Below are 24,796 nucleotides of genomic sequence, written 5' to 3'. Positions count from 1 at the left end.
AGGCTGTCATCATGAACCGTGAAGAGACATTGGACGGGCTCCGCAAGAGCCCGAAGGTGGACGTGTGCGTCCTCGGCGGCGGCATCAACGGGCTCAGCGTCTTTCGTGAGCTTGCGCTGCAGGGTGTGAACGTGTTGCTCGTCGAGAGGGGCGATTATTGCTCGGGTGCCAGTGCAGCGCTGTCGCGCATGGTGCATGGCGGCCTGCGCTATCTCGAAAATGGCGAGTTCAGCCTTGTCCGCGAATCGCTGGCTGAGCGTGACCGGCTGCTGCGCAACGCGCCGCATTACGTCGCGCCGCTGCCGACCACCGTTCCGATCTTCGATGTCTTCTCCGGCCTCGGCAACGGCATCGTGCGTTTCCTCGGCCTCACCCGCCGCCCGAGCCGCCGGGGCGCCATCACCATCAAGGCAGGGCTCGGCATCTATGATTTCCTGACCCGCAAGCGCGCATTGATGCCGAAGCATCAGTTTCGCGGTCGGCGCAGCACGCTTGCCAAATGGCCTGCGCTCAATTCCGCGATCCGCAATTCCGCCACCTATTACGACGCCTGGGTCAGTCACCCGGAGCGCATCGGTGTCGAGATCTTGCGCGACGGGCTCTCTGCTGGCCCGAATGCCGCTGCTTTGAATTACGCAGCGATCGAGCAAGCCCCGGCCGGAGGTTTCCTCCTGCGCGACCACGTCTCCGGCGAGGTGCTGACGATCAAGCCGTCTCTCATCATCAACGCCACCGGCGGCTGGATCGATATTGTCAACGGCGCGCTCTTTCCGGAGGATGCACGGCCCGCGCCGCTGATGGGCGGTACGAAGGGCTCGCACTTGATCATCGATCATCCCGGCCTGCGCGACATGCTCGACGGCCACATGATCTATTACGAGAACGAGGACGGACGCATCTGCATCCTGTTTCCCTATCTCGGCAAGGTGCTGGTCGGTTCGACGGATATCCGGGTGGACGACCCTGGAACCGTGCGCTGCGAGGCAGATGAACGGGATTATATCCTGCAATCGCTCGCCTTCGTGTTGCCGGGCATCGTCATTCGGCCGGAACAGATTGTCTTCCAGTTTGCGGGCGTGCGGCCGTTGCCCGCCAGCAACGACAGTTTTACCGGCCGCATTCCGCGCGATCATTTCTGCACGATGCTTGAAGGCAGCGATGGCGGTCCCCCGGTGCTCTGCATGATCGGCGGCAAGTGGACGACTTTCCGTTCCTTCGGGGAACTCGCTGCCGACATGGCGCTGGAACGGCTTGGCTTGCCGCGCCGGCTGGATACAGCCGAACGCACGTTCGGGGGAGGGCGCGGCTTTCCTGATGATCGCGATGACTGGCTGCGGCAACTTTCGGCCACGACTGGCCTTGCCGCCGATCGTGTCGCCAGGCTCTTTACACGCTATGGCACCGATGCCGCCGAGATCGCCCGCTTTATTTCCGTGGGTGCGGATCAAGCCTTGCCCCACGCCGGCTACAGCGCCCGCGAACTTATCCATCTCATCCGCTCTGAGGCAGTCGAGCATCTGGATGATCTGCTGCTGCGGCGAACGACACTGGCCGTCAGCGGCGAGCTTTCGCTTGATGTTGCAGATGTCGCCCTTGCCATCCTCGCCGCCGAGAAGGGCTGGCCACCCCAGCGCACGGCCGAAGAGCGCGCCCGTTTTCTGACCCTCCTGAACGACCGCCACGGCGTTTCGGAGGAAAACCTTTCCGCGAGGAACGAACAAAGGAGTGAAGTATGCGAGACATCAGCAAGGTCCGGATGAACCGGCTGTTCGGCAACGGCCGTTGCCTGGATGTGGCGATCGATCATGGCGTTTGTAACGAGCCGTCTTTTCTCGACGGGCTGGAAAATATGCCGGTCGTTGTGAAGGCGTTGGTCGATGCGAAGCCCGATGCGATCCAGATGAATTACGGCCAGGCCGACCTTCTGCAGGACCTGCCCGGCAAGGACAAGCCGGCGCTGGTCATGCGCATCGACATGGGCAACCCCTACAACCGCTTCCGTCACCGGGATATGTGGGCCGTGCTGCAGAACGAGGCCGAGCCGCTGATCGGCGCGCTGCAGATGGATGCTGCCTGCGTCGTCGTCAATCTGTTCATGCTGCCGGACGAGCCCGATCTCTTCCGCCAGTGCGTTCAGAACATTGCCCGCGTCCGCGCCGACTGCGAGAAATACGGCATGCCGCTGATGATCGAACCGCTGGTGATGCAGCCGCTAACCGAGCGCGGCGGCTATATGGTCGATGGCGATGCTGAGAAGATCGTGACGCTGACGCGACTTGCCCGCGAAATGGGCGCCGATATCGTCAAGGCCGACCCGACGACCAACGCGGAGGACTTCCACCGCGTGGTTGAGGCAGCGCGCTGCCCGGTGCTGGTGCGCGGCGGCGGCAAGGAAGCCCTGTCCGCCGTCTTCGCCAAATCCGCCGCCTTGATGCGGCAGGGCGCGATGGGCATGGTCTACGGACGCAATATCTATCAGCATGCCAATCCGAGCGCCGTCGTGCGCGGTCTGATGGCGATCATCCATGAGGACAAGAGTGGCCAGGAGGCGCTTGCGCTTTATCAGCAGGGATGAAGTTGGATTTCCTCTTCTCCCCAACGGGGAAAAGAGGGTATCGGCGCTGGGCCTTCGGCCCGAACCGCGCAAGACTGTCAGAACCTTTTGGGAGGGGTTCGGAATGGAAAAATATCTGTTGGGGCTCGATGCCGGAAACACCGTCATCAAGGCCGTGATCTTCGATCTTAAGGGCAGGGAGGTGGCCTATGCCGGCGAGGAGGGCCATAGCCGCATGCCGTGCCCCGGTCATGTGGAGCGCGATCTCGGCGAACTCTGGGCCAATGCCAAACGGGTGATCCGCACCTGCCTCGACAAAGCGGGCATTGCTGCCAAGGATATCGCGGCCATCGGCTGCGCCGGCCATGGTAACGGGCTCTATGCGCTCGATCGCGACGGCCAGCCGCTTCTCGGCATCCAGTCGCTCGATACGCGCGCGACCGGGCTTGTTGAGGAATGGGCGGCCGAAGGGGTTGGCGACCGCACAGTGCCGATCGCTCGCCAGCGCCCCTGGCCCTCCCAAACGCCGACGCTGCTCGGCTGGCTGAAACGCCATCGTCCCGAGCTTTTCCAGCGCATCGGCACGGTGTTCTTCTCCAAGGATTTCGTCGTCAACCGGCTGACGGGAAACCGTGTCAGCGAGGTTTCCGACATGTCCGGCGCCGGCTTGCTGGATCTCGCCGCCCGCCGCTACGACAGAACGCTGATGGCGGCCTACGGGCTTGCCGACAGCATGCATATGCTGCCACCGTTGATCGAAAGCACCGATATCGCAGGGCATGTAACAGAAGATGTGGCGACCGAGACCGGGCTTGCTGCGGGCACGCCGGTTGTTGGCGGGCTGTTCGATGTTGTGGCGTCGGCGCTCGGCTCGGGCGTGTCGCGCACCGGCACCGCCTCGATCATCGCCGGCACCTGGAGCATCAATCAGGTGATCATCGACTGCCCCGACCTTGAGGGCCCGGTTTTCATGTCCTCCACCTTCGACCGCAGCCGCTACATGGCGATGGAAAACAGCGCCACGTCGGCCGCCAATCTCGAATGGCTGGTGCGGGAATTCTTCGAGGACGAGCATCAGGAGGGCGTCTCGCCCTTCGACGCAGCTTGCGCGCTCGCGGCTGCGGTCGCGCCGGTTGCGGATGATCCGCTCTATCACCCCTATCTCTATGGCGCCCAGCAGGATGGCCATGCGCGGGCCGGTTTCTATGGCATGGCTGGCTGGCACACCAAGGGGCATCTGATCCGCGCACTTCTGGAAGGTGTCGCCTTCAGTCATCGTCAGCATATCGAGACCATCCGCAAGGCGGGTGCGACCTTCGAGGAGGCGGTGCTCTGCGGCGGTGGCTCGCGCAGCAGGCTCTGGCCGCAGATTTTTGCGGATGTATTGGGCGTTCCCGTCACCGTTGCTGTGTCGCGGGAGACCGGGGCGCTAGGGGCGGCGATTGCGGCCGGGACGGGTGTCGGGTTGTTTGCCGATTTCACCGAAGGAGCCACCGCCATGGTGCGGACCGATCGGCATTATCAGCCCAATGCTGTGCTTTCGGCCCACTACGCCCGTCGTTACGGACTTTACAACGATATTAAAGAGGCGATGACACCGCTGTGGCGGCGGCTTTCGGAGGCGCAAAGTCTCGCAAAAGGAGTTGCAGTGTGACCATGCCCATGAATGAAGCGCTTATGGATGAAGGTGTTTACGATTTCATCGTCGTCGGTGCGGGGTCGGCCGGTTGCGTCCTGGCAAACCGGCTCTCGACGGATCCGAAAAACCGGGTGCTGCTGCTCGAGGCCGGCGGCTCGGATCGGTATCACTGGGTGCATGTGCCGATCGGTTACCTCTATTGCATGGGCAATCCGCGCACCGACTGGATGATGAAGACGGCAGCCGAGGCCAGCCTCAATGGCCGGACGCTCAATTATCCGCGCGGAAAGGTGCTCGGCGGCTGCTCCTCGATCAACGGCATGATCTACATGCGCGGGCAGGCGGCGGATTACGACGGCTGGCGGCAGGCAGGCAATGCCGGTTGGGGCTGGGATGACGTGCTGCCCTGGTTCCTGAAATCGGAGGACAATTATCGCGGAAAATCGGCCTTGCACGGGGCCGGAGGCGAGTGGCGCGTCGAACGCCAGCGCCTGTCCTGGCCGATCCTCGATGCCTTTCGCGATGCGGCCGAGGAACTCGGTATCCGCAAGAGCGACGATTTCAACGACGGCGACAATGAAGGGTCCGGCTATTTCGAGGTCAATCAGAAGGGCGGCCTGCGCTGGAACACGACGAAAGCCTTCCTGCGCCCGGCGATGAAGCGGGAGAACCTGCGCGTGCTGACGGGCGCGCAGACCGAGCGGCTGGAATTTGATGGCGAGGCTGTATCCGGCGTGCGCTTTCGCCTCAATGGCCGCGCCTGCGTCGCCCGCGCGTCGCGCGAGGTCATTCTGTCTGCGGGTTCGATCAACTCGCCGAAAATTCTGGAGCTTTCGGGCGTCGGGCGACCGGATGTGCTGTCGAGCCTCGGCATTCCCCTGCATCATGAGCTTCAGGGTGTCGGCGAAAACCTGCAAGACCATCTGCAGATCCGAACCGTCTTCAAGATCGAGGGCGCGCGCACGCTGAACCAGCTTTACCATAACCTGTTTACCCGTGCCGGAATGGGTTTGCAGTATGCGATCAGCCGTTCCGGTCCGCTCTCGATGGCGCCAAGCCAGCTCGGGATCTTCGCCAAAAGCGATCCGTCCGTCGCTACCGCCGATCTCGAATATCACGTCCAGCCGCTCAGCACCGACCGGCCAGGCGAGCCGCTGCATCGTTATCCTGCCGTGACTGTCTCTGTCTGCAACCTCCGGCCGGAAAGTCGCGGCACGGTGCATATAACGACACGTGATGCCTCGGCCGCCCCTGAAATTCGTCCCAATTATCTTTCGACCCCGGGCGACCGGCTGCTCGCGGCAAATTCGATCCGTCATGCGCGCAGCCTGATGGAAACGAAGGCTATCTCCCGTTTTCGACCGCAGGAGATGCTGCCGGGCCGGGAATATCAGAGCGATGACGAGTTGATCCGGCGTGCAGGTGATATCGCCACCACGATCTTTCATCCTGTCGGCACCTGCAGGATGGGAAGCGATCCGATGGCGGTGGTGGATGCAAAGCTGCGCGTGCACGGGCTTGAGAAGCTGCGCGTCGTCGATGCCTCGATCATGCCGACGATCGTGTCCGGCAATACGAACTCCCCGGTGATCATGATTGCGGAAAAGGCAGCGGAGATGGTGCTGAGGATGCAATAGCCGGACGATGTTTTCTTCCATCCGACTAGACGTCCGGGAGCATCTACGGGTACCCCAGATGTTCAAGTTCAGCGCTATGCCAATGGTCAACGTGCCGCACACATCTGTCGAAATGCAGGCCTTTTTCAAGTCCCTGTGTGATCAGGCCCCCGCAACCACGCCATAGTAGCCAAATCTACGATACACTGCGCGAGAGCGCCATAATCAACCCCGCTAAATCCCCGTTAGAAAATACAAAATCTAAAATCGACAGGTGCAAAGCCGCAGCAGGGCGGCGCGATGCGTCGTGTGTAGTATGCGCAAGATCCCGACGGCTTGCGCAAGCCGGCAGGAGAGGTCCGCCGGCGATGGGCCTAGGTTCAGTGTACCCATCCGGATTGGATGAGGTCGTAACAAACAGGAACCACCCATGTCAGCCTACCTCGTTGTCGATCTCGACATTCAAGACCATGATGCAATTGCCGATTACCGCTCCAATGCCCTGCCGCTCGTCGCCGAAGCCGGCGGCCGGCTCATTGCCCTTGATGATGCCCCGCTCCAGCTCGAAGGCTGGGAGGCGACGAACATGCTGATCATCGAATTCCCCGACATGCAGGCAATCCGCGATCTTTTCGCCTCGCCGGCCTATGCGCCTCTCGCAAGGCAAAGACAGTCTGCGGCGGCTTCGCGGATCATCGCCCTGCGCGGCTTCGAGCCGGCGTGACGATCGTCTGCGGCTGCGCGCCGCCTGAGCATCGCAACTTCAAAAAAGGATCAATCCGATGAGCAATATCGCAAACAAGATCGTTCTCGTCACGGGCGCCAGCAGCGGCATCGGCGAGGCGACAGCGCGCGCCCTTGCCAAGGCCGGCGCCGTCGTCGTGCTCGGCGCACGGCGCACCGAGCGCCTCGAAACGCTGGCGGCCGAGATCACTGCTGCCGGCGGCAAGGCGCTCTACCGAAGCCTCGACGTTACGTCTCGCGCGGATGTCCAGGCCTTTGCCGATGCCGCGCTTGAGGCTTTCGGCCGCATTGATGTCATCGTCAACAATGCCGGCGTCATGCCGCTTTCGCCGATGGCATCGCTGAAGGTGGACGAGTGGGACCGGATGGTCGATGTCAACATCAAGGGCGTGCTTTATGGCATCGCCGCCGTGTTGCCGGCCATGAACCGGCAGGGTGCCGGGCAGGTGATCAATGTCTCCTCCGTCGGCGGCCTCAGCGTTTCGCCGACGGCCGCCGTCTATTGCGCCACCAAATATGCGGTGCGGGCGATTTCCGACGGGCTGCGGCAGGAGAACGACCGGCTCCGGGTGACCTGCGTCTATCCGGGCGTCGAGATCACCGATCCCGTCGCCGCCGAAGCGATGGTCGCCTATCGCCGGATCGCCCTGAAGCCGGAGACAATCGCCGAGGCGATCGTCCATGTGATCGGCCAGCCCGAGGATGTCGATAGCAGCGAAATCGTCATCCGGCCCACCGCCAGCATATGAGCGGAGGCTGGGATGGCAAACGGTTTTGGAGTTGCAACGGCGAGCCGTACCGCGATGCTGCTTGGCATGGCTCCTGCCCAGGAAGGATATTCCCCGATGAAAACGACCGCACCAGACCAGACGCATCCCTATGCCGGCATGTGGATCACCGCGGACGGCCTCATTCGCCACAACCTGCTGCCGAACGGCCGTTATGACGAGGCGCGTGGCCGCCGGGAAAGCGCCTATCAAGGGCGATACGAGGTTCGCGGCAATCACATCGACTATTGGGACGATACCGGTTTTACTGCCGATGGCGACTTCATCGACGGGGTGCTTCATCATGCCGGCATGATCCTCTACCGTGACGGGAGGACGCCGGAATAGCCAGAAAGTCTTGGTTCTTTCCTTTTCCGTGGCGCTGGATATCCTTGATTCCGGCGCCACATTGGCATGAGGCCAACTATGGGGTGGGAGGTGACATGGCTTTGGACGAACCCTGCCTGCCCGTCCCCGAGCGGACCTCTCCCGTCGGGCTCGAAGACTATATCAGCGGAAACACGCTGATTAGCGGCGACGGGCCGGCGTGGAGGGACGTCTTCGTACAGGTGCTGTCGCGCCACCGTGTTCAGCATCCCTTCCTGGTGCCCGCCGTGGCCGAGCCGCTCATTGTCTGGATCATGTCCGGCCGTGCGGTTGTCGAGGAGCGGGATCTCGGCGGCGAATGGATGGCAAACCGCGTCGAGGTCGGCGATTTCTTCCTGACCTGCTCGCCGGTTCCCTATGAAATGCGCTGGCAGGCCGATGGCGATCAATCCTTTCGCGTGATGCACCTTTACGTTTCCGTGCCGCTGTTTGAGCGGGTCGTCGAGGCGATGTTCGGCAAGGACGGCGGGAACGTGACGCTGAAGGAGGTGTCGGGCGGCCGCGACGCGACGCTTTCGCATATCCTCGGTCTCCTCCACGAGGAACTGGCAGCCGATGGCGGTGGCAGCCCGCTTTACGTCGAAGGGCTGGCCCAAAGCCTTGCCGTCCATCTCGTGCGCCACTATGCGGTCGCCAATACCGAGATGCGTGCGCAGAACGCCTTGCCCGGCACAAAGCTCAGGCGCGCGATCGCTTTCATGGAGAACCGGCTGGAAGAACCGTTCGACCTCGGCCGCCTGGCGCAGGAGGTCGGCATCAGCGAATTCCACTTCAGCCGGCTGTTCAAGAAAGCGACCGGTCTTCCCCCCTCGCACTATTTCATCCGGCAGCGGGTCGCCAAGGCCCAGCAACTGCTGCAGGAGACCGAAGCCAGCATCATCGAGATCGGCCTTTCGGTGGGCTATTCAAGCCCCAGCCATTTCGCCCAGATTTTCCGCCGCGAAACGGGGCTCTCGCCGAGCGACTATCGGAGGGGGTAGGCTCAGTTGGCGTCGTGAGTAGAAAATGGAGCAAGATCCCGATAGCCGTGGCAAGCCGCCGAGGGAGGGATCCGTCCGGATTTCTTAGAGTTCTTCTTGTCGAAAGCGAACATCTCTCCACCTCCGGAGCGCTTTTCAAGCAACAAGGAGACAGATCATGACGAATATCAACGGCAAAGTCGCACTGGTCACCGGTGCATCGAGCGGCATTGGCGCAGCAACGGCACTTGCCCTCGCCGCCGCCGGTGTAAAGGTCGGCATCGCCGCACGGCGCACCGATCGTCTGGAAGAGCTGAAGGCTGAAATCATAAAAAAGGGTGGCGAAGCCCTGGCCATCGAGATGGACGTCGTCGATCCGGCTTCCATCGAAGCAGGCGTGAAGAAGCTGGTCGATGCCTCTGGCTCGATCGACATTCTTTTCAACAATGCCGGCCTGATGCCGCTTTCCGACATCGACCAGTTCAAGACGACCGAATGGCTTCGCATGGTCGACGTCAACGTGAAGGGCCTCTTGAACACGACGGCGGCCGTGCTGCCGCAGATGATCAAGCAGCATTCTGGCCACATCTTCAACACTTCCTCGATCGCCGGCCGCAAAGTCTTCAAGGGACTGTCGGTCTATTGCGCGACAAAGCATGCAGTGACCGCTTTCTCCGACGGCCTGCGCATGGAGGTCGGCCAGAAGCACAACATCCGCGTCACCTGCATCCAGCCCGGCGCGGTCGCGACCGAACTTTATGACCAGATCACCGATCCAGGCTACCGCCAGCAGATGGACGATCTCGCCAAGCAGATGACCTTCCTCCAAAGTGCCGACGTGGCCGACACGATCGTGTTTGCGGCTCAGGCGCCGGCCCACGTCAACGTGGCCGAGCTCTTCGTCCTGCCGGTCGAACAGGGCTGGTAAGCATCCATCACCAACATCGTGATGTCGGCCTTCCCGTGAGGAACGGGGAGGCCGAGGATCAGGGAGTTTCCCATGAAGGAAGTACCTGCCTCCGGGGCCTTTCGTCAGCTTGAACCGGGTCCGATCGTGCTCGTGACGACCAGCCATGAAGGCACACCCAACGTCATGACGATGGGGTTCCACATGATGATCCAGCATGCACCGCCGCTGATCGGCTGCGTCATCGGTCCCTGGGATCATAGCTACCGCGCTTTGAGAGCGACCGGCGAATGCGTGATCGCCGTCCCGACAATCGATCTTGCAAGGGCGGTCGTCGATATCGGCAATTGCTCGGGTGACACGGTCGACAAGTTCGAGCGTTTCGGCCTGACGCCGCAGCCGGCACGGGCCGTCTCGGCGCCGCTGATCACGGAATGCATTGCAAACATCGAATGCAGGGTGGTCGATACCAGCCTTGTCGAGGCCTATAACCTCTTCATCCTGGAGGCCGAACGGCTGTGGATCGACACGGACCGTAAGGAGCGGCGGACCCTCCATCATCGCGGCGACGGTGATTTCGCCGTCGATGGCGATGTGCTCGATCTCAGCGAGTATATGGTCAAATGGCGTCACCTTCCAAGGTGACGCCATCTGCATTTGACGGTATGGTCCGTTGTTTCCGCGACCGTCCCGCGAAGTCGCACTCCGGTCTCATGGCTTGGAACCAGGTTGGGGGTGTGACAATGCGAAGGATGTCGCCGGAGACACTCGTCCTCGGACGGTGACCTTTGGCTTATGCCAAGGCGCATATTCGGCAGCTGCGCGCCAAGATACCGCCAGGGGCATGATGAGAGCATTAGCTCTTGTTTGTGGCCTTGCGCCGACCTGATGGGGAATGAGGCTGTTCACCTTTATCGGTTGGGACTAAATTTGCCGCAGAGCAGCCACGCGAATCTTGCAACCCGAGCAGGCTCATTGCCTGCCTTTGATCGTGAGCAAAAGTGATGTCGGAAGCGAACGCTACTGTCTTGGTCATCGACGACGATCCCGCTCTGCGAGCCTCGATCGGACGGCTGTTGCGATCGCTCGACCTGGATGCTCGGCTCTTTGCGTCCGTCTCAGAGTTTCTCGAGATGGACCTGCCGAACTGTCCCACTTGCCTGGTACTCGACGTCAGATTGCCGGGGCGAAGCGGCCTCGATCTTCAACGTCAGCTGGCCATGACGAGCCAGGAGATCCCAATCATCTTCATCACAGGCCATGGCGATATTTCCATGTCGGTGCAGGCGATGAAGGGCGGCGCCATTGAGTTCCTGACCAAGCCGTTCCGGGATCAGGAACTCCTCGACGCCATTCAGCTCGGTCTCTCTCGCGATCGTGCCCGGCGGAAGGATGAAGAGGCTCTGGTCGCTCTCAGGGAGCGCTTCGCGTTGCTGAGCCCCAGGGAGCGCGAGATCATGATTCAAGTCGTGCAGGGCCGCCTCAACAAGCAGATTGCGGGGGATATCGGCATCGCCGAAGCGACGGTGAAGGTACACCGCAGCCGTCTGATGCAAAAGATGAACGCCCATTCCCTTCTTGCACTCGGCCGAATGGCCGAAAAGCTGCAACTGGTGCCCGCGTTGCCGCAACACTGCTGAGCCGAAGCCGCACTGAACGGCAGTGGTGTGTTCTTTTGGGATTCGACCTGCCGTTCTTCGCGTGTAATCCAAAGTTCAGGGCAATAGAACCATCGTGCTATTCGGCGCCACCTGCGCACAATAGCTCGCGGCATCTCAAATCATCAAACTCCACGTTACCCCGTCGACCAGCCTCTTGTGCTGCCAGTCGGAGTGCCAGGCAGCGCAAAGCTGCCATCGGCCGCAGACACAACGCTGGAGAGCAACGATGCCAAGAACAGTCGCAGATCAATTTGTCGAGTTCCTCGTTGCGGCGGGGGTCAAACGCGTATACGGCATTGTCGGTGACAGCCTCAACGGCCTGACAGACGCCATCCGGCGTCAGGGCAAAATCGAATGGGTGCACGTTCGGCACGAAGAAGTTGCTGCCTTCGCCGCTGGTGCCGAGGCGCATCTGACCGGTGAACTCGCTGTCTGCGCTGGAAGCTGCGGACCAGGAAACCTGCACCTCATCAACGGGCTCTTCGATTGCCATCGCTCGCGCGTACCGGTGCTTGCGATCGCGGCGCATATTCCTTCAGCGGAAATCGGCTCGGGCTTTTTCCAGGAAACGCATCCGGAGACGCTGTTCAAGGAGTGCAGCCATTACTGCGAACTCGTCTCCACGGCAAACCAGATGCCGCGCTCACTCGAGACCGCCATCCGGCAAGCGGTCGGCAATCGCGGCGTATCAGTGATCGTCATGCCCGGCGACGTATCGCTGCAAGCGGCGTCCGATGCGCCGGCGCCAAAGATCGACGCTCTGTTGCCGCGGCCGCCCGTCGTTACGCCAGCAAATCCGGAGCTCGACCGGCTTGCCGCCCTGCTGAACGGCGACGGCCGTGTGACGATCCTGTGCGGCTCGGGTTGCCAGGGTGCCCACGACGAATTGCTGGCGCTAGGTGCGCGCCTCAAAGCACCGATGGTCCACGCGCTGCGCGGCAAAGAGCATGTCGAGTGGGATAATCCCTACGATGTCGGCATGACCGGCCTCATCGGCTTCTCATCGGGCTATTACGCCATGCTCGATTGCGACATCCTTCTGATGCTCGGGACAGATTTCCCCTATCGGCAATTCTATCCGCGGGGAAGCGGCGTGCGCATCGCGCAAGTCGATATCCGGCCGGAGAATTTGGGCCGTCGCGCTGCGGTCGATCTCGGTGTCGTTGGCGATGTCAAGGCGACCCTTACGGCCTTGTTGCCCCTTCTCGACGAGAAGCGCGATGGCTCTCATCTGGCCCAAGCCCGCCAGCACTACACCAAAGCGCGCAAACAGCTCGACGATCTGGCAACCGGCAAGCCCGGCGGACGAGTGCTGCACCCGCAACAAATTGTCAAGGCGCTGAGCGACCAGGCTGCGGCCGACACGGTCTTTACCTGCGACGTCGGCCTCCCGACCGTATGGGCGGCACGCCATCTTGCGATGAACGGCAAGCGGCGGCTTGTCGGGTCCTTTTGGCACGGGTCCATGGCCAACGCCATGGCTCAGGCCATTGGCGCGCAATCGGCCTTTCCCAAGCGACAGGTTGTCTCACTGTCGGGTGACGGCGGCTTCACCATGCTAATGGGCGATCTCCTCAGCCTTGCGCAGCTCGAGCTGCCGGTGAAGGTCGTCGTCTTCAACAATGGTGCGCTCGGTTTCATTGAGCTCGAGCAGAAATCGACCGGATTCCTTAGCTTCGGGACCGACTTCAAGAACCCGAATTTCGCCGCGATGGCGGAAGCCGTCGGCATCCGCGGAATCCGGATCCAAAGCCCAGACGACGTGGAAGAAGGCGTCGCCGCGGCGCTGGCGCATCCCGGACCAGTGTTGATAGACGCGGTTGTAAGCCGAACCGAGCTCGCAATGCCACCGTCGGTGACCGTCGAAATGGCGAAAGGCTTCACGCTCTACATGCTGCAAGCGGTCATGAGCGGGAAGGCCGATGAGCTCGTCGATCTCGCGAAATCCAATCTCTGGCGTTAGGGGCTCGCCATGGACGTTACCGCGCTGCTCCTGTCACGGCTCCAGTTCGCCTTCACCGTGTCGTTTCACATCATCTTTCCGTCCTTCACGATCGGCCTTGCGGCCTGGCTTACCGTGCTCGAAGCCCTTCACGTCGCGACCGGACGTCCCGCCTATCGTGTTGTCTTTGAATTCTGGCTGAAAATATTTGGCATCGCCTTCGGGCTCGGCGTCGTTTCCGGCATCGTGATGGCCTTCGAGTTCGGTACCAACTGGAGCGAGCTCTCGCGCATGTCGGGGCCGATCCAGGGGCCGCTGCTCACCTATGAAACCTTCACCGCCTTTGCGCTCGAGGCGAGCTTCTTCGGTGTCCTGCTGTTCGGGCGGGAAAGGGTTTCGCCATGGTTCTATCTCTTTTCGACCGCGATGGTCGCGCTCGGTACGACGCTCTCCGCATTCTGGATCATGGTCAACAACAGCTGGATGCAGGTGCCGGTCGGCTATGTCGTCGAGAACGGCATTTTTGTTCCGAGCGATTGGGCCAAGATCATCTTCAGCCCCGTTGTTTGGGTGCGCTTTCCACACATGCTTCTTGCTTCCTACCTCACCGGCGCCTTCTGCGTCGCCGCGACCGGGGCATGGTACCTGCTGCGTCGGGTATTCGAGGCCGAGGCCCGCATCATGTTGCAAATGGGCCTGTACCTCGCCGCCGTCCTCATCCCTGTGCAGCTGTTCTTCGGCCATCTGACCGGCGACTACGTCCACGACGAGCAGCCGGCGAAATTTGCAGCGATCGAGGGCCGTTGGCACGACGAACAGCCAGCCAGCGAAGTGCTGATCGCGCTTCCCGACGAAAGCGCCGAAACCAATCATTACGCGATCAGCATTCCTGTCCTCGGCAGTCTCATCGGTAGCATGAGCTTCACGTCGAAGGAACTCGGCTTGACCCGTTTCCCGCCACAGGATCGACCGCCGGTGCTCATTCCCTTCTTCGCGTTTCGCATCATGGTCGGCTGCGGAATGATCATGCTGGCTCTCGCCTGGCTCGGCACCTATTTGAGCCTGAAGGGCCGCATCGAGCAAAACCGCATTTTTCTCTGGTGCACATTCCTCAGCTTTCCCTTGCCGTACGCTGCGATTTTGACGGGCTGGTTCACCGCTGAAGTCGGGCGGCAGCCCTGGACGGTCTATGGCCTTCTGCGAACCGCCGACGCAATGACACCGTTCCTCACGACGCGCGCAGCCACCCTGTCGCTCATCGTGTTCTGCACTGTCTACACTCTGATCTTCCTTTTCGGCGTCTTTTACATCTACGCGCTTTTGCGCGCCGGCCCCGCGGGGCAGCTCGTCTTGCCGCCCGCCGATGCGACCCCCAACCGCCCGATGTCCGTCGTCAAGCATGCGGCGGCACCCCATCAGCCCACTGCCGGAGAATAGAGATGGTGATTTTCTGGGTAGCTGTCCTTGCGATCAGCACATTGCTTTACGTGCTTCTCGACGGGCTTGATCTTGGCGTCGGCATCATCTTCGGCCTTACCCGCGACAAGGCGAAGCGAGATGTCATGATGACCGCAGTAACGCCGATTTGGGACGGCAACGAGACCTGGCTGATCGTCACGGGCGTCGTCCTCTGGGGCGCCTTTCCGCTCGTCTATGCGACCCTTCTGTCTGCTTTTTATCTGCCGCTTATCATCATGCTCGCGGGACTGATCCTGCGTGGCGTCGCCTTCGAATTTCGGCACAAGGCGAAACGGATGCGCTGGCTCTGGGATTGGAGTTTCGCTGGCGGTTCATTCGTCGCCGCATTTGTCCAGGGCCTTACCGTCGGCGCCCTGGTGGAAGGCTTGCCGATCGCCAATGGTCACTATGTCGGCGGGGACTTCGGCTGGCTCAGCCCCTTCGCGGTGCTCTGCGGGATCGGCCTCTGCATCGGCTACATGCTGCTTGGCACCACCTGGCTCGTCCGGAAGTGCGAAGCGGATGTGAGGGAGATTGCCTATCGTCAGATCCCTGTTCTCTCGATCGCACTGCTCGTTTTCCTGGTCGTCGTGTTCGTCTTTGCCCTTGTTGAAGATCTGCCGGTCATGGGTCGCTGGCTGGAGCGGCCGTATCTACTCTTCTTTCCGGCGGCCGGTGCAGCCGCCGCCGTCGCTCTGGCAGCCAGCGCCCGCCAGCGGCGGGACAAGCCACCGTTCCTCATGGTCGTCCTTATCTTCGTGGCCGCATTCGGCACGCTGGCGATCTCGTTCTGGCCCTACATGGTCCCGTTCGCGATCACGATCGAAGCGGCTGCCGCACCACATGCAAGCCTCGCCTTCATGTTCTGGGGTGCGGGCCTCTTCGTCTTCCCGCTCATGCTGCTCTACACGGCCATCAATTACAGGGTTTTCAGAGGCAAGGTCCGCCAATGACCGGGCAACACCAATCGTCAACTGAAAGTAAAGGAGTTACAAATGCGGATCGGGCTCTTCATCCCCTGTTACATCGACGCCTTCTTCCCGGAGGTTGGCATCGCCACGCTCGAACTGCTTGAGCGGCTCGGCCATGACGTCGAGTACCCGCGCGACCAGACCTGTTGCGGCCAGCCGATGGCCAATAGCGGTTTCAATGCCGAATGCATCGATGCCGAGGCGCTGTTCGTGCGCAACTTCTCGGGCTTCGACTACATCGTGGGGCCTTCGGGCAGTTGCGTCCACCACATCCGCGACAATTTTGACGCTGCCGAGCAGACCGACGAAGTGAAGGAGGTCCGCGCCCGGACCTTCGAGCTGGTCGAATTCCTGCATGATATCGAGAAGGTCGAGGCCTTTCCCTGGGCTCGCTTCCCGCATCGCGTCGGTCTGCACAATAGCTGCGGCACGCTGCGCCGGCTCGGACACGCGAAACCTTCGGAACTGCACGAACCATTCTTTTCCAAGCCGATGGATCTCCTCTCGAAAGTCGATGCGATCGAGTTCGCCTCGCCGGCGCGGCCCGACGAGTGTTGCGGCTTCGGCGGTACCTTCTCGGTCTTCGAAGAAGTCGTGTCCACCAAGATGGGCTACGACAAGGTCAGCGACCACGCCCGGGCCGGCGCCGAATACATCGTCTCGGCCGACTCATCCTGCCTGATGCATCAGAAGGGCTGCGCCGAACGCATCGGCGTCCCGGTCAAATTCATCCACATTGCCCAGATCCTGAATGGAGCCCTCGCATGAACAGCCATTCTCGCACGCCGGACGATAAGAATGTCATGCTGCATCCGGAGCTGCTGGCCGATGACGATCCCGATGCCATCATCCGCGACGGCCGACGCCTCGATCACGCCGAGGGCACGTCGAAGCCACTGCGGTCACTGCCCGAGCCACAGCCGCGCGGGGCGAGGATCCGCGGCAACCGGCCGGTCAACCAGGCAGAGGCCGCCGGACGTTTCATCGCTGCGACCGAGCACCAGAAGATGCATGACGAGCGGCTCTGGGACCTTCGCCAGAAGCGCGACAGCGAGATGCACGGCATGCCCGAGTGGGAAGAGCTCCGATCGCTCGCCTCGGCGATCAAAGAGCACACGCTCACCCATCTCGATGAATATCTCGACCAGTTCGAGACCAACGCTCGAGCAAATGGAATTCACGTCCATTGGGCCCGCGATGCTGCCGAGCACAATCGGATCGTGCGCGGCATCCTGAAAGACCACGGCGCCAAATCGCTGATCAAGAGCAAGTCGATGCTGACCGAAGAGTGCGGCTTGCGGCCTTACCTGGCCTCGGCCGGGATCGAGGTGATCGAGACGGACCTCGGCGAGCGCATCCAGCAGCTCGATGACGAAGATCCGAGCCATGTCGTGGTGCCTGCCGTTCACAAGCTGCGCACGGATGTGGCCGATGTATTTTCACGCACAATCGGCACCGACCCCGAAAACAGCGATGTTCGTTACCTGGCCGAAGCGCAGCGGGAAGCAACCCGGCCGCTGATCCTGAATGCTGACGCTGGCATGACCGGCGCCAACTTCGTGGTCGCCGAGACCGGGACCTTCGTCGTCTGCACCAATGAGGGCAATGCCGATCTGTCGTCCAATGTCCCAAAACTGCATATAGCCTCGATCGGCATCGAAAAGATCATTCCCCGGCTGGAGCATCTGGCGGTGCTCGTGCGCATGCTGTCGCGCAGCGCGCTTGGCTCGCCGATGACGCAGTATACATCGCATTTCCGTGGACCGCGCGCCGGCGGCGAGATGCATGTCGTGCTCGTCGACAATGGCCGGTCCGATCGGCTCGGCCTCGAGAAGTTCTGGACCTCGCTCAAATGCATCCGCTGTGGTGCCTGCATGAACACCTGTCCGGTCTACCGGCGCAGCGGCGGCCTGAGCTACGGCGCCACCTATTCCGGTCCGATCGGCCTCATTATCGATCCGACCTTCAATGCGCGAAAATACAGCAACTTGCCGTTCGCCTCCTCGCTCAACGGCAGCTGCACCAATGTCTGCCCGGTGAAGATCAACATCCACGAGCAGATCTACGCCTGGCGACAAGTGCTGGTCAGGGAGCATGAGGTCCCGTTCGTGAAGAAGGCGGCGATGAAGGCTGCCGGCGCGTTGCTGTCGCAGCCAGCCGCCTACCGTGCCGCCGTCGCCACGGCCGAGACCGCGCTCGCCCATCTGCCGCGCTTCGCCATCTACAACGGCCTCAATGCCTGGGGAAAACATCGCGAGGTGCCGCACCCGAGCAAGCAAACCTTTCACAGCTGGTACCACGCAAACCGGGGAGCAAAGGGATGAGCAGCCGCGATGATATCCTGGCTTCAATCCGGGCCAACCTGCCCCGCATCGACCGACCGCTTCCAAGCGTACTGCTGTTTGACGATGCCCCGCCGGCGTCACTGCTCGATGCCTTCAGGGCCAATCTGCTCCGTATGGGCGGCCTGTTCCTGGATCCGCCGGCCTCCGGCGACATCATGGCGCCGGTTCGGACGAAGATCGTGGACGCCAAGATCGTGTGCTCAACCGTGCCGGAGCTGCCGGGCAATCGCGACATCGCCGGCGCAGAAGCACCACAGGACCTTGCGGATGTCGACTACGCCATCGTTCGGGCGTCCTTCGCGGTCGCGGAGACTGGCTCCGTCCTGCTGAGCGATGTCGACCTCCGGCTCAACGCGGTAGCCTATCTCGCGCAGCACCTGATCGTGCTGCTCGATCCCGCCGACATCGTCGTCAATCTGCACCACGCTTATCGGCGCGCTGAATTCCGTGAGCGGCACTACGCCTGCTTCCACACTGGCCCGTCCGCGACAGCCGACATCGAAGGAGTGCTCATTCACGGCGCCCAGGGTGTGCGCTCGCTTTCCGTCCTGCCGCTTGCCCGACCAAGCGCCACCCCAGACCACTGAACTGCAGGAGTCACATGATACCGGTCACCAAAACCGAAGTGCCCTGACGCTGCCTTACCGGACCCCGGTGCGCCCCAAGGAATTGGCGCACCGTCAAGGCTGTGCCCCCACTTTTCGCGAGACCCGTCTAGACCTGCGTATAGATGTGCGGACGCTTCCCCGGTCGTAGCTTTGTCATCGCATTCATCGGCACAGAGGCAAGGCCCAGCCAAGCGCGCCAATGCCGGGCACGACGCAAGTCATGAGCAAAGAAGAGAATTCAACCCCGATGCAGGAGCTACTGTCATGAGTAAACGAGTTGCCGATTTGATCATCGAAACGCTGCAATCGGCCGGTGTGAAGACCTGTTACGGAGTGGTCGGCGACACGCTGAACCAGATCGCTCACTCAATCGATCGCAGTGAGATCGATTGGGTCCATGTGCGGCATGAAGAAGCTGGCGCCTTCGCAGCAGGGGCCGAAGCGCAGCTCACTGGTCATCTCACGGCCTGCGCAGGCACCTGTGGACCCGGCAGTCTCCACTTTATCAACGGCCTCTATGAAGCCAATCGCAACCGCGCGCCGATCATCATGATCGCAACTCAGATTGAGCGCCAGGATTTGGGGTTCGAATCGATCCAGGAAATCAATTTCGATGATGTCTTCAAGGGCTGCAGCGTCTATTGCGAGATGATCGTTACGCCGGAGCAGGCCCGCCGCAAGACGGTTGCGGCCTGCCAGGCAGCTTTGACGAGACGCGGGGTGGCCGTGCTCGTCGTGCCAGCGGACATCGCGAATGCCGCCTCGCACGACGAGCCTCCTTATGCTGTCCATGCGCGGCGCCCGCTCATTCGCCCGAATGATGCCGACCTCGATGAAATCGCGGGCATTCTGAACACGAGCGACGCGATTACGATTTACGCGGGCGCGGGTTGCGCCGGTGCGCACGACGAGGTGGTCGCAACGGCGGCGCGGTTGAGGGCGCCGATGGCCCACACGTCTCGCGGAAAGGACTTCCTCGAATATGACAATCCATACAATGTCGGGATGACCGGCATCATCGGCGGGCCGGCAGGCTATCATGCCATTCGCAACTGCGACACGCTGCTTTTGCTGGGGGCCGATTTCGCCTGGACCCAGTTCTATCCGGATGGAGCGACGATCATCCAGATCGATGCCGATCCAACGCATATCGGCCGGCGACATCCGGTGGCGATCGGGACGGTCGGCGATATCAAGACGACCTTGGAGGCTCTGCTGCCGCGCCTCGAGCAACACGACGACAACGCGTTTCTGGCAACCTATGTGGAGCGTCATCGTAAGGACGTGGCAACGGCAAAGGCCGAAACCGTGTCGGGTCCGGACTCCGCCATCTCAGGCACTTACCTTACCAAAATTATCAACACGTACGCGGCCGATGATGCATTGTTTGCGGCCGATGATGGCACGGCGGCGGTCTGGATGCTTCGCCACATCGATACCGGCGGCAAGCGCAGAACCTTTGCCAGCTTGCTGCATGGCACCATGGCCAGTGGAATGGCGTCCTCGCTCGGCCTGCAGAAGTGCCAGCCTGACCGACAGGTAGTTTGCCTGGCTGGCGATGGCGGGTTCGCCATGCTGCTTGGCGATCTACTGACGACAGTCCAGGAAAATCTGCCGGTCAAGATCGTCGTCTACGACAACGGCAAGCTCGGGTTCGTCGATATCGAGCAGAAGGCGGCTGGCTTGGAGCCGTTATTCACGGATTTGAAGAACCCGAACTTCGGCGAGGTTGCGAAGGCCGTCGGCCTTTGGGGGCACATGGTCACGAAGGCCGGTGAAGTGGAGGACGCCGTCCGAACCTGGCTTTCCCAGCCAGGCCCTGCGCTCCTGCATGTGAAAGTGAAACCGATGGAGTTGGTGACGCCACCTTCGCCGTTCGTTTCGCCGGAGGCGGTCGTCGGGATGGCAGTCTACTCCGCCAGAGCAATGCTGCACGGAAAGGGGCACGATGTTTGGGAGATGATCGTGGAGAACATCCCGTGATCAGCCGAGCTGGAGACACGTTCCTGATGCTCGCTTCCGAACACAAGCGGATACGGCGATGACTGGCTCTGTGCTCAGTGGTTTTCGTCTCCTGCAGTCGAGCACGGCCGCAATGTTGCGGCCGCTCGAGGGGGCTCTACGGGCCGCGGGTCCGTCGCTGCTGTTTGGATTCCGGCTGTGGGTTTCGGTGTCTCTTGCATTCTACGCCGCGTTCTGGCTTCAGCTCAGTAACCCATTCTGGGCCGGAGCCTCGGCGGCGATCGTGTGTCAGCCCCAACTCGGCGCCTCTTTGCGCAAGGGCTGGTTCCGAATGCTCGGTACCTTCGTCGGTGCTGTCGTGAGCGTGGTTCTGATTGCCTGCTTTCCGCAGGATCGCGTGCTGTTTCTCGTCGCTTTGGCATTGTGGGCAGCGGCTTGCGCCTTCGTCGCCACGCTCTTGCGCAACTTCGCGTCCTATGCCGCATCATTGGCCGGCTATACGGCGGCGATTATCGCCGGCGACTTGCTCGGCACTGTTGGTGGTGTTGATGCAAACGCGGCCTTCATGCTTGCCGTCACCCGCGCCACGGAGATCTGCCTTGGCATTGGCTGCGCTGGCATCGTTCTCGCCGGAACCGACTTCGGCGGCGCTCGCCGCCGGCTCGCGACACTGTTTGCAGAGTTGGCAGGCGACGTCACGGCCGGTCTTACCGGGACTTTGGCGACAGGGACGACGGGGACGGAGTTTCGTGACATGCAAACGGTTCAGCGCGAACTCGACCGCCGTGTCATCGCGCTCGACCCGATCGTCGATCAGGCGCTGGGGGAGTCTTCTGAGATCCGGTATTACGCGCCGGTGTTGCAGCGGGCAGTGGAAGGCCTGTTTTCTGCCCTGGTCGGCTGGCACGCGGTCGCCAGCCACTTGGCGACGCTACCCCACAATGAGCCGCATCAAGAAGCGGCCGCCGTCCTCAAAAATCTTCCACAGGAGCTGCGATCTGCGCCAGAACCTGGCGCGGCGGCGCGTTGGCTGGCCGGCCCTGAAGCCGTGCATCGGATCTATCAGACCGCAATACCACCATTGACCGCTTTGCCGGCCGAAACTCCTTCGCTGAGATTGCTCGCCGACAAAACGGCGGAAGCATTCGCCGGCATTGCTCATGCGCTCGACGGGCTTGCCTTACTCGTTGCCGATCCAGCAAGACCTGCTTTGCGTCCAGGCCGGGACCGACTTCACGTGCCCGATTGGTTGCCCGCGCTGGTCAGTGCTGGACGCACTTTCGTGACGATCGTTACTGTTTCACTGTTCTGGGTCGTCACCGGTTGGCCGGGCGGTGGTCTGGCCATGACTTTCGCCGCGATCGCCACCCTCCTGCTCGCACCGCGATTCGAGGAGACCTACGGCGTCGCCGTGCTTTTCGTCATCGCCGCCATTCTCGACCTGATCCTGAGCGCAATCGTCGCCTTCGCAGTGCTGCCGGGGCTACCCACACACACCTTTGTGGCCTTCAGCCTCATCATGGGCGTTTGTCTGGTGCCCATGGGCACTCTGTTAAGAGCAGCCCGGCAACCCTGGCAGGTGGGCCTGCTCACCCCGATGACGATGGTTTTCGTACCAATCCTCCAACCGACCAACCCGGAAACCTACGATACCCTGCAGTTCTATAACATCGCCTTGGCAATCGTTGCTGGTTTGGGTGCCGCAGCGCTGTCGTTTCGTCTCCTGCCGCCGTTGTCGCCGGCATTCCGTGCGCGCCGGCTGTTGACGCTGACCTTGCGCGATCTGCGGCGGCTGGCAAAGCGGCCCACGCAAAGCGATTGGGAACGCCGTGTCATCGGACGCCTTGCGGCGATGCCGAACGAGGTGGCACCACTATTGCGTGCGCAGCTATTGGCGACGCTCTCGGTCGGCAGCGAGATTGTTTACCTGCTGCATTCCGCACACCAGTTCGACCTAGGCGCCAACCTCGGCGCGGCGCTTGAGGCGCTTGCCGAGGGCAGCAGCAAAAGCGCGATTGTCCACCTGTCTCGGTTAGATGAGGTACTCGCCACCGAGCGCGCGCAAGGGCCGGGAACACGGGATGTCCTTCGCGCGCGCGCCGCCATTCTTGGCGTATCGCAGGCGCTAGCAACACACGCCGCTTTTTTCGATGCCGGAGCGCCGCGATGAGGTTCGTCGAGATCGACCTGTTCGGAGTGTATGTCGCGCCGATGTCTTTGATGCTGATCGGCGCGTGGGTCGTGACGGTCGCACTGCGACGGATCGTGGCCCGGTTCGGACTGCTGCAGCATGTCTGGCACCCGGCGCTATTCGTCTTCGCGGTCTACGTGATCGTTCTGTCATTGATCGTCTTAACTGTAGCGTGGTGACCGCGATGTCTGAAATCAAAGCCGAATTGAAGCCCGAAACGGCGAAAGCCGATGGTGAAGCAACGTGGTCCCCCGACATGCTTGCCCGCACGACGCCAAAGCGACGCGCGCGCGTCCTGCCGGTGTTGCTCACTGTCCTTGTTGTCGCGGTCGCGGTTATTCTCGGGCGGGCGATGTGGAAGGCCTATATGGGCGCGCCGTGGACACGCGACGCCGCTGTCCGCGCCTATGTGGCAACGATGGCTCCGGAGGTCGGGGGACGCATCGTCGAGTTAACCGTCCGCGATAACCAGTTCGTGCACAAGGACGACCTGCTGATGGAGATCGATCCGACCAACTATAGGATCGCCGTCAGCCAAGCCGAGGCATCGGTGCAGGCCGCGCGGGCCAACGTGCAGAACATCGACGCGCAGATGGACGTCCAGCAGGCACAGATCCGCGCTAGCCAGGCACAGCTCGATGAGGCGCAGGCAGCCCTCGTGTTTGCCCAAGAGCAGTCCGGACGCTACAAGACGTTGGCGCAGGAGGGTTCGAGCAGCCTTCAGAATGCCCAGCAGTTCACGTCCCAGTTGCATCAGCAGCAGGATGCGGTAAAGACTGCATCGGCAGATCTCAACCTGGCGCAGCGGCAAGTCGAGTCGCTGAAGGCGCAACGCATGAGCGCCGAGGCGACTGTTGCTCAAGCCAAGGCGCAGCTCCAACAAGCGCAGGTGAATCTGGAGCGCACGCGCATTCTTTCCCCAACCGACGGCTACGTGACAAATCTGCTGGCGCATCTCGGTGATTATGCCAATGCCGGCGTGAACAGCATCTCGGTTGTCGACGCCAGTTCCTTTTGGGTCGACGGATATTTCGAGGAAACCACCCTCGCTCCGATCCGCGTCGGCGATCCCGCCGAAATCAAGCTGATGGGCTACAGTCAGATTGTGCACGGCCATGTCGACAGCATCGCCCGAGCAATCGACGTCGCCAACGCCCAACCCGACAATCAAGGCGTTGCGACCGTCAATCCCATCTTCACCTGGGTGCGCCTGGCCCAGCGCATCCCGGTAGCGGTGCACATTGATGAGGTACCGCCAGGCGTTGTCCTGGCGGCCGGCATGACCGCCACCATGCAGATCGATGCATCGAGGCGATCGCCGGGGAAATAGTCGGAAGAACGGTGATGTCATGTCTGGATGTCTGACATCATCCGATCCTTCCAGACTTCAACTAACTCGAACCAGGGACAATGCTGATGACTTCCGCTGATCTGATCCATTCGAGCCAATACCCGGCCACCATCGCCGACCCCGAAGTGAGCCCCGCCTCGCCGTTGGTTGAACGCCTGATCGAGAACGGCCTCGACGTGTGCCTTGCCGATAACGCCGATGCGGCAAGACGGCGCTTGCGTGAAAGGACCACATCCTTCGCCGTTGTCGAACTCGTCTTTTATGACGGAGACGGCATCGATCTCGTACAGGATATCGCGAACAGCTCTCCGCGTTGCCGCACCTTGGTCCATAGCCGCTTCGGCAACCTGGCCAACGCTGTTCAGGCGATCAAGTCCGGTGCTAGCGATGTTCTTCCAAAACCCACCGAAGTCGACTTTGTGATCGGCGTTCTCTTGAACAAGGATCTGCGACAGCCGACGTTCCTGTCGTCTTTCCCGGCTCCCGATCAAGGAGCAAGCGCCGACTCGTCACACACGGGCAACCTGTGGACCACACCATGGCAAACTCGCCCGCGCAGCGGACCCTTTGCGCACGTTCGTCCCAAGTCCAGCAGCACCATACAATCCCGGCTCGCTCGGAAAGTGCAAGTAGTATGCAGATGCCACCGCATTGTGGGCTGGGCCGGAGCGCACTGACTGAAGGAGCTATTGGCTTGAGAAAGGTTTTCCAGAATTACCCGGCGAGATTGTTGT

The 24,796-nt window shown here is 61.6% G+C and carries 22 protein-coding genes; all 22 read left to right on the top strand.

Annotated features, from left to right (window positions below; translation table 11 throughout):
- The first annotated feature begins 11 nt into the window (after window positions 1-11).
- Window positions 12-1,760 carry a glycerol-3-phosphate dehydrogenase/oxidase gene (locus FHT71_RS25765; protein WP_183722647.1) on the top strand — a complete coding sequence of 583 codons (1,749 nt, stop codon included), beginning with the start codon at window positions 12-14 and terminating at the stop codon, window positions 1,758-1,760.
- Window positions 1,733-2,575, top strand: coding sequence for a class I fructose-bisphosphate aldolase (locus FHT71_RS25760; RefSeq protein WP_132593235.1), 843 nt, complete (start codon window positions 1,733-1,735; stop codon window positions 2,573-2,575). The genes FHT71_RS25765 and FHT71_RS25760 overlap by 28 nt, the downstream gene beginning before the upstream one ends.
- A 103-nt stretch (window positions 2,576-2,678) precedes the next feature.
- Window positions 2,679-4,208, top strand: a complete 1,530-nt coding sequence (locus FHT71_RS25755; protein WP_183722645.1) for an FGGY-family carbohydrate kinase — start codon at window positions 2,679-2,681, stop codon at window positions 4,206-4,208.
- Between the two features lie 8 nt (window positions 4,209-4,216).
- The gene (locus FHT71_RS25750; protein WP_183722690.1) at window positions 4,217-5,830 is read left to right on the top strand and encodes a GMC family oxidoreductase; all 1,614 of its coding nucleotides are present in this window, start codon (window positions 4,217-4,219) and stop codon (window positions 5,828-5,830) included.
- Between the two features lie 409 nt (window positions 5,831-6,239).
- A complete protein-coding gene (locus FHT71_RS25745; protein WP_007788994.1) occupies window positions 6,240-6,533 on the top strand; it encodes a DUF1330 domain-containing protein in 294 nt (97 codons plus the stop codon).
- A gap of 58 nt (window positions 6,534-6,591) precedes the next feature.
- Window positions 6,592-7,302 carry an SDR family oxidoreductase gene (locus FHT71_RS25740; RefSeq protein ID WP_183722643.1) on the top strand — a complete coding sequence of 237 codons (711 nt, stop codon included), beginning with the start codon at window positions 6,592-6,594 and terminating at the stop codon, window positions 7,300-7,302.
- A gap of 66 nt (window positions 7,303-7,368) precedes the next feature.
- The gene (locus FHT71_RS25735) at window positions 7,369-7,668 is read left to right on the top strand and encodes an Atu4866 domain-containing protein (protein WP_132593305.1); all 300 of its coding nucleotides are present in this window, start codon (window positions 7,369-7,371) and stop codon (window positions 7,666-7,668) included.
- Between the two features lie 95 nt (window positions 7,669-7,763).
- On the top strand, window positions 7,764-8,687 hold the full coding sequence (locus FHT71_RS25730; protein ID WP_183722641.1) for an AraC family transcriptional regulator: 924 nt from the start codon (window positions 7,764-7,766) through the stop codon (window positions 8,685-8,687).
- Window positions 8,688-8,844: 157 nt separating this feature from the next.
- On the top strand, window positions 8,845-9,594 hold the full coding sequence (locus tag FHT71_RS25725; protein WP_183722639.1) for an SDR family oxidoreductase: 750 nt from the start codon (window positions 8,845-8,847) through the stop codon (window positions 9,592-9,594).
- A gap of 72 nt (window positions 9,595-9,666) precedes the next feature.
- The gene (locus FHT71_RS25720; RefSeq protein WP_132593245.1) at window positions 9,667-10,218 is read left to right on the top strand and encodes a flavin reductase family protein; all 552 of its coding nucleotides are present in this window, start codon (window positions 9,667-9,669) and stop codon (window positions 10,216-10,218) included.
- A 359-nt stretch (window positions 10,219-10,577) separates the two neighbouring features.
- A complete protein-coding gene (locus tag FHT71_RS25715) occupies window positions 10,578-11,213 on the top strand; it encodes a response regulator (RefSeq protein WP_132593247.1) in 636 nt (211 codons plus the stop codon).
- Window positions 11,214-11,460: 247 nt separating this feature from the next.
- A complete protein-coding gene (gene poxB / locus FHT71_RS25710) occupies window positions 11,461-13,197 on the top strand; it encodes a ubiquinone-dependent pyruvate dehydrogenase (protein WP_132593249.1) in 1,737 nt (578 codons plus the stop codon).
- Between the two features lie 9 nt (window positions 13,198-13,206).
- Window positions 13,207-14,613, top strand: coding sequence for a cytochrome ubiquinol oxidase subunit I (locus FHT71_RS25705; RefSeq protein ID WP_183722638.1), 1,407 nt, complete (start codon window positions 13,207-13,209; stop codon window positions 14,611-14,613).
- Between the two features lie 2 nt (window positions 14,614-14,615).
- The gene (gene cydB, locus FHT71_RS25700; RefSeq protein ID WP_183722636.1) at window positions 14,616-15,587 is read left to right on the top strand and encodes a cytochrome d ubiquinol oxidase subunit II; all 972 of its coding nucleotides are present in this window, start codon (window positions 14,616-14,618) and stop codon (window positions 15,585-15,587) included.
- 42 nt (window positions 15,588-15,629) lie between these two features.
- Window positions 15,630-16,373, top strand: a complete 744-nt coding sequence (locus FHT71_RS25695) for a (Fe-S)-binding protein (protein WP_183722634.1) — start codon at window positions 15,630-15,632, stop codon at window positions 16,371-16,373.
- A 35-nt stretch (window positions 16,374-16,408) separates the two neighbouring features.
- Window positions 16,409-17,929 carry a lactate utilization protein B gene (locus FHT71_RS25690; RefSeq protein ID WP_183722688.1) on the top strand — a complete coding sequence of 507 codons (1,521 nt, stop codon included), beginning with the start codon at window positions 16,409-16,411 and terminating at the stop codon, window positions 17,927-17,929.
- Window positions 17,926-18,537 (top strand): LUD domain-containing protein, encoded by a 612-nt coding sequence (locus tag FHT71_RS25685; RefSeq protein ID WP_183722632.1) that lies wholly within the window; start codon window positions 17,926-17,928, stop codon window positions 18,535-18,537. Before FHT71_RS25690 ends, FHT71_RS25685 begins: the two co-directional genes overlap by 4 nt.
- Window positions 18,538-18,822: 285 nt before the next feature.
- On the top strand, window positions 18,823-20,541 hold the full coding sequence (locus tag FHT71_RS25680) for a thiamine pyrophosphate-dependent enzyme (protein WP_183722630.1): 1,719 nt from the start codon (window positions 18,823-18,825) through the stop codon (window positions 20,539-20,541).
- A gap of 58 nt (window positions 20,542-20,599) precedes the next feature.
- Window positions 20,600-22,690 carry an FUSC family protein gene (locus tag FHT71_RS25675; RefSeq protein WP_183722628.1) on the top strand — a complete coding sequence of 697 codons (2,091 nt, stop codon included), beginning with the start codon at window positions 20,600-20,602 and terminating at the stop codon, window positions 22,688-22,690.
- Window positions 22,687-22,890 carry a DUF1656 domain-containing protein gene (locus FHT71_RS25670; protein ID WP_007800399.1) on the top strand — a complete coding sequence of 68 codons (204 nt, stop codon included), beginning with the start codon at window positions 22,687-22,689 and terminating at the stop codon, window positions 22,888-22,890. Before FHT71_RS25675 ends, FHT71_RS25670 begins: the two co-directional genes overlap by 4 nt.
- 5 nt (window positions 22,891-22,895) lie before the next feature.
- Window positions 22,896-24,041 carry an HlyD family secretion protein gene (locus FHT71_RS25665; protein WP_183722626.1) on the top strand — a complete coding sequence of 382 codons (1,146 nt, stop codon included), beginning with the start codon at window positions 22,896-22,898 and terminating at the stop codon, window positions 24,039-24,041.
- An 86-nt stretch (window positions 24,042-24,127) separates the two neighbouring features.
- Window positions 24,128-24,739: a response regulator gene (locus FHT71_RS25660; RefSeq protein ID WP_183722624.1), complete on the top strand. Its 612-nt coding sequence runs from the start codon at window positions 24,128-24,130 to the stop codon at window positions 24,737-24,739.
- The last annotated feature ends 57 nt before the right edge of the window (window positions 24,740-24,796 follow it).

Origin of the sequence: Rhizobium sp. BK060 (assembly GCF_014193145.1) — a bacterium.
Lineage (GTDB): Bacteria > Pseudomonadota > Alphaproteobacteria > Rhizobiales > Rhizobiaceae > Rhizobium.
Note: the sequence above shows the minus strand (reverse complement) of the source record. Positions and strands in the feature narration are given on the sequence as shown.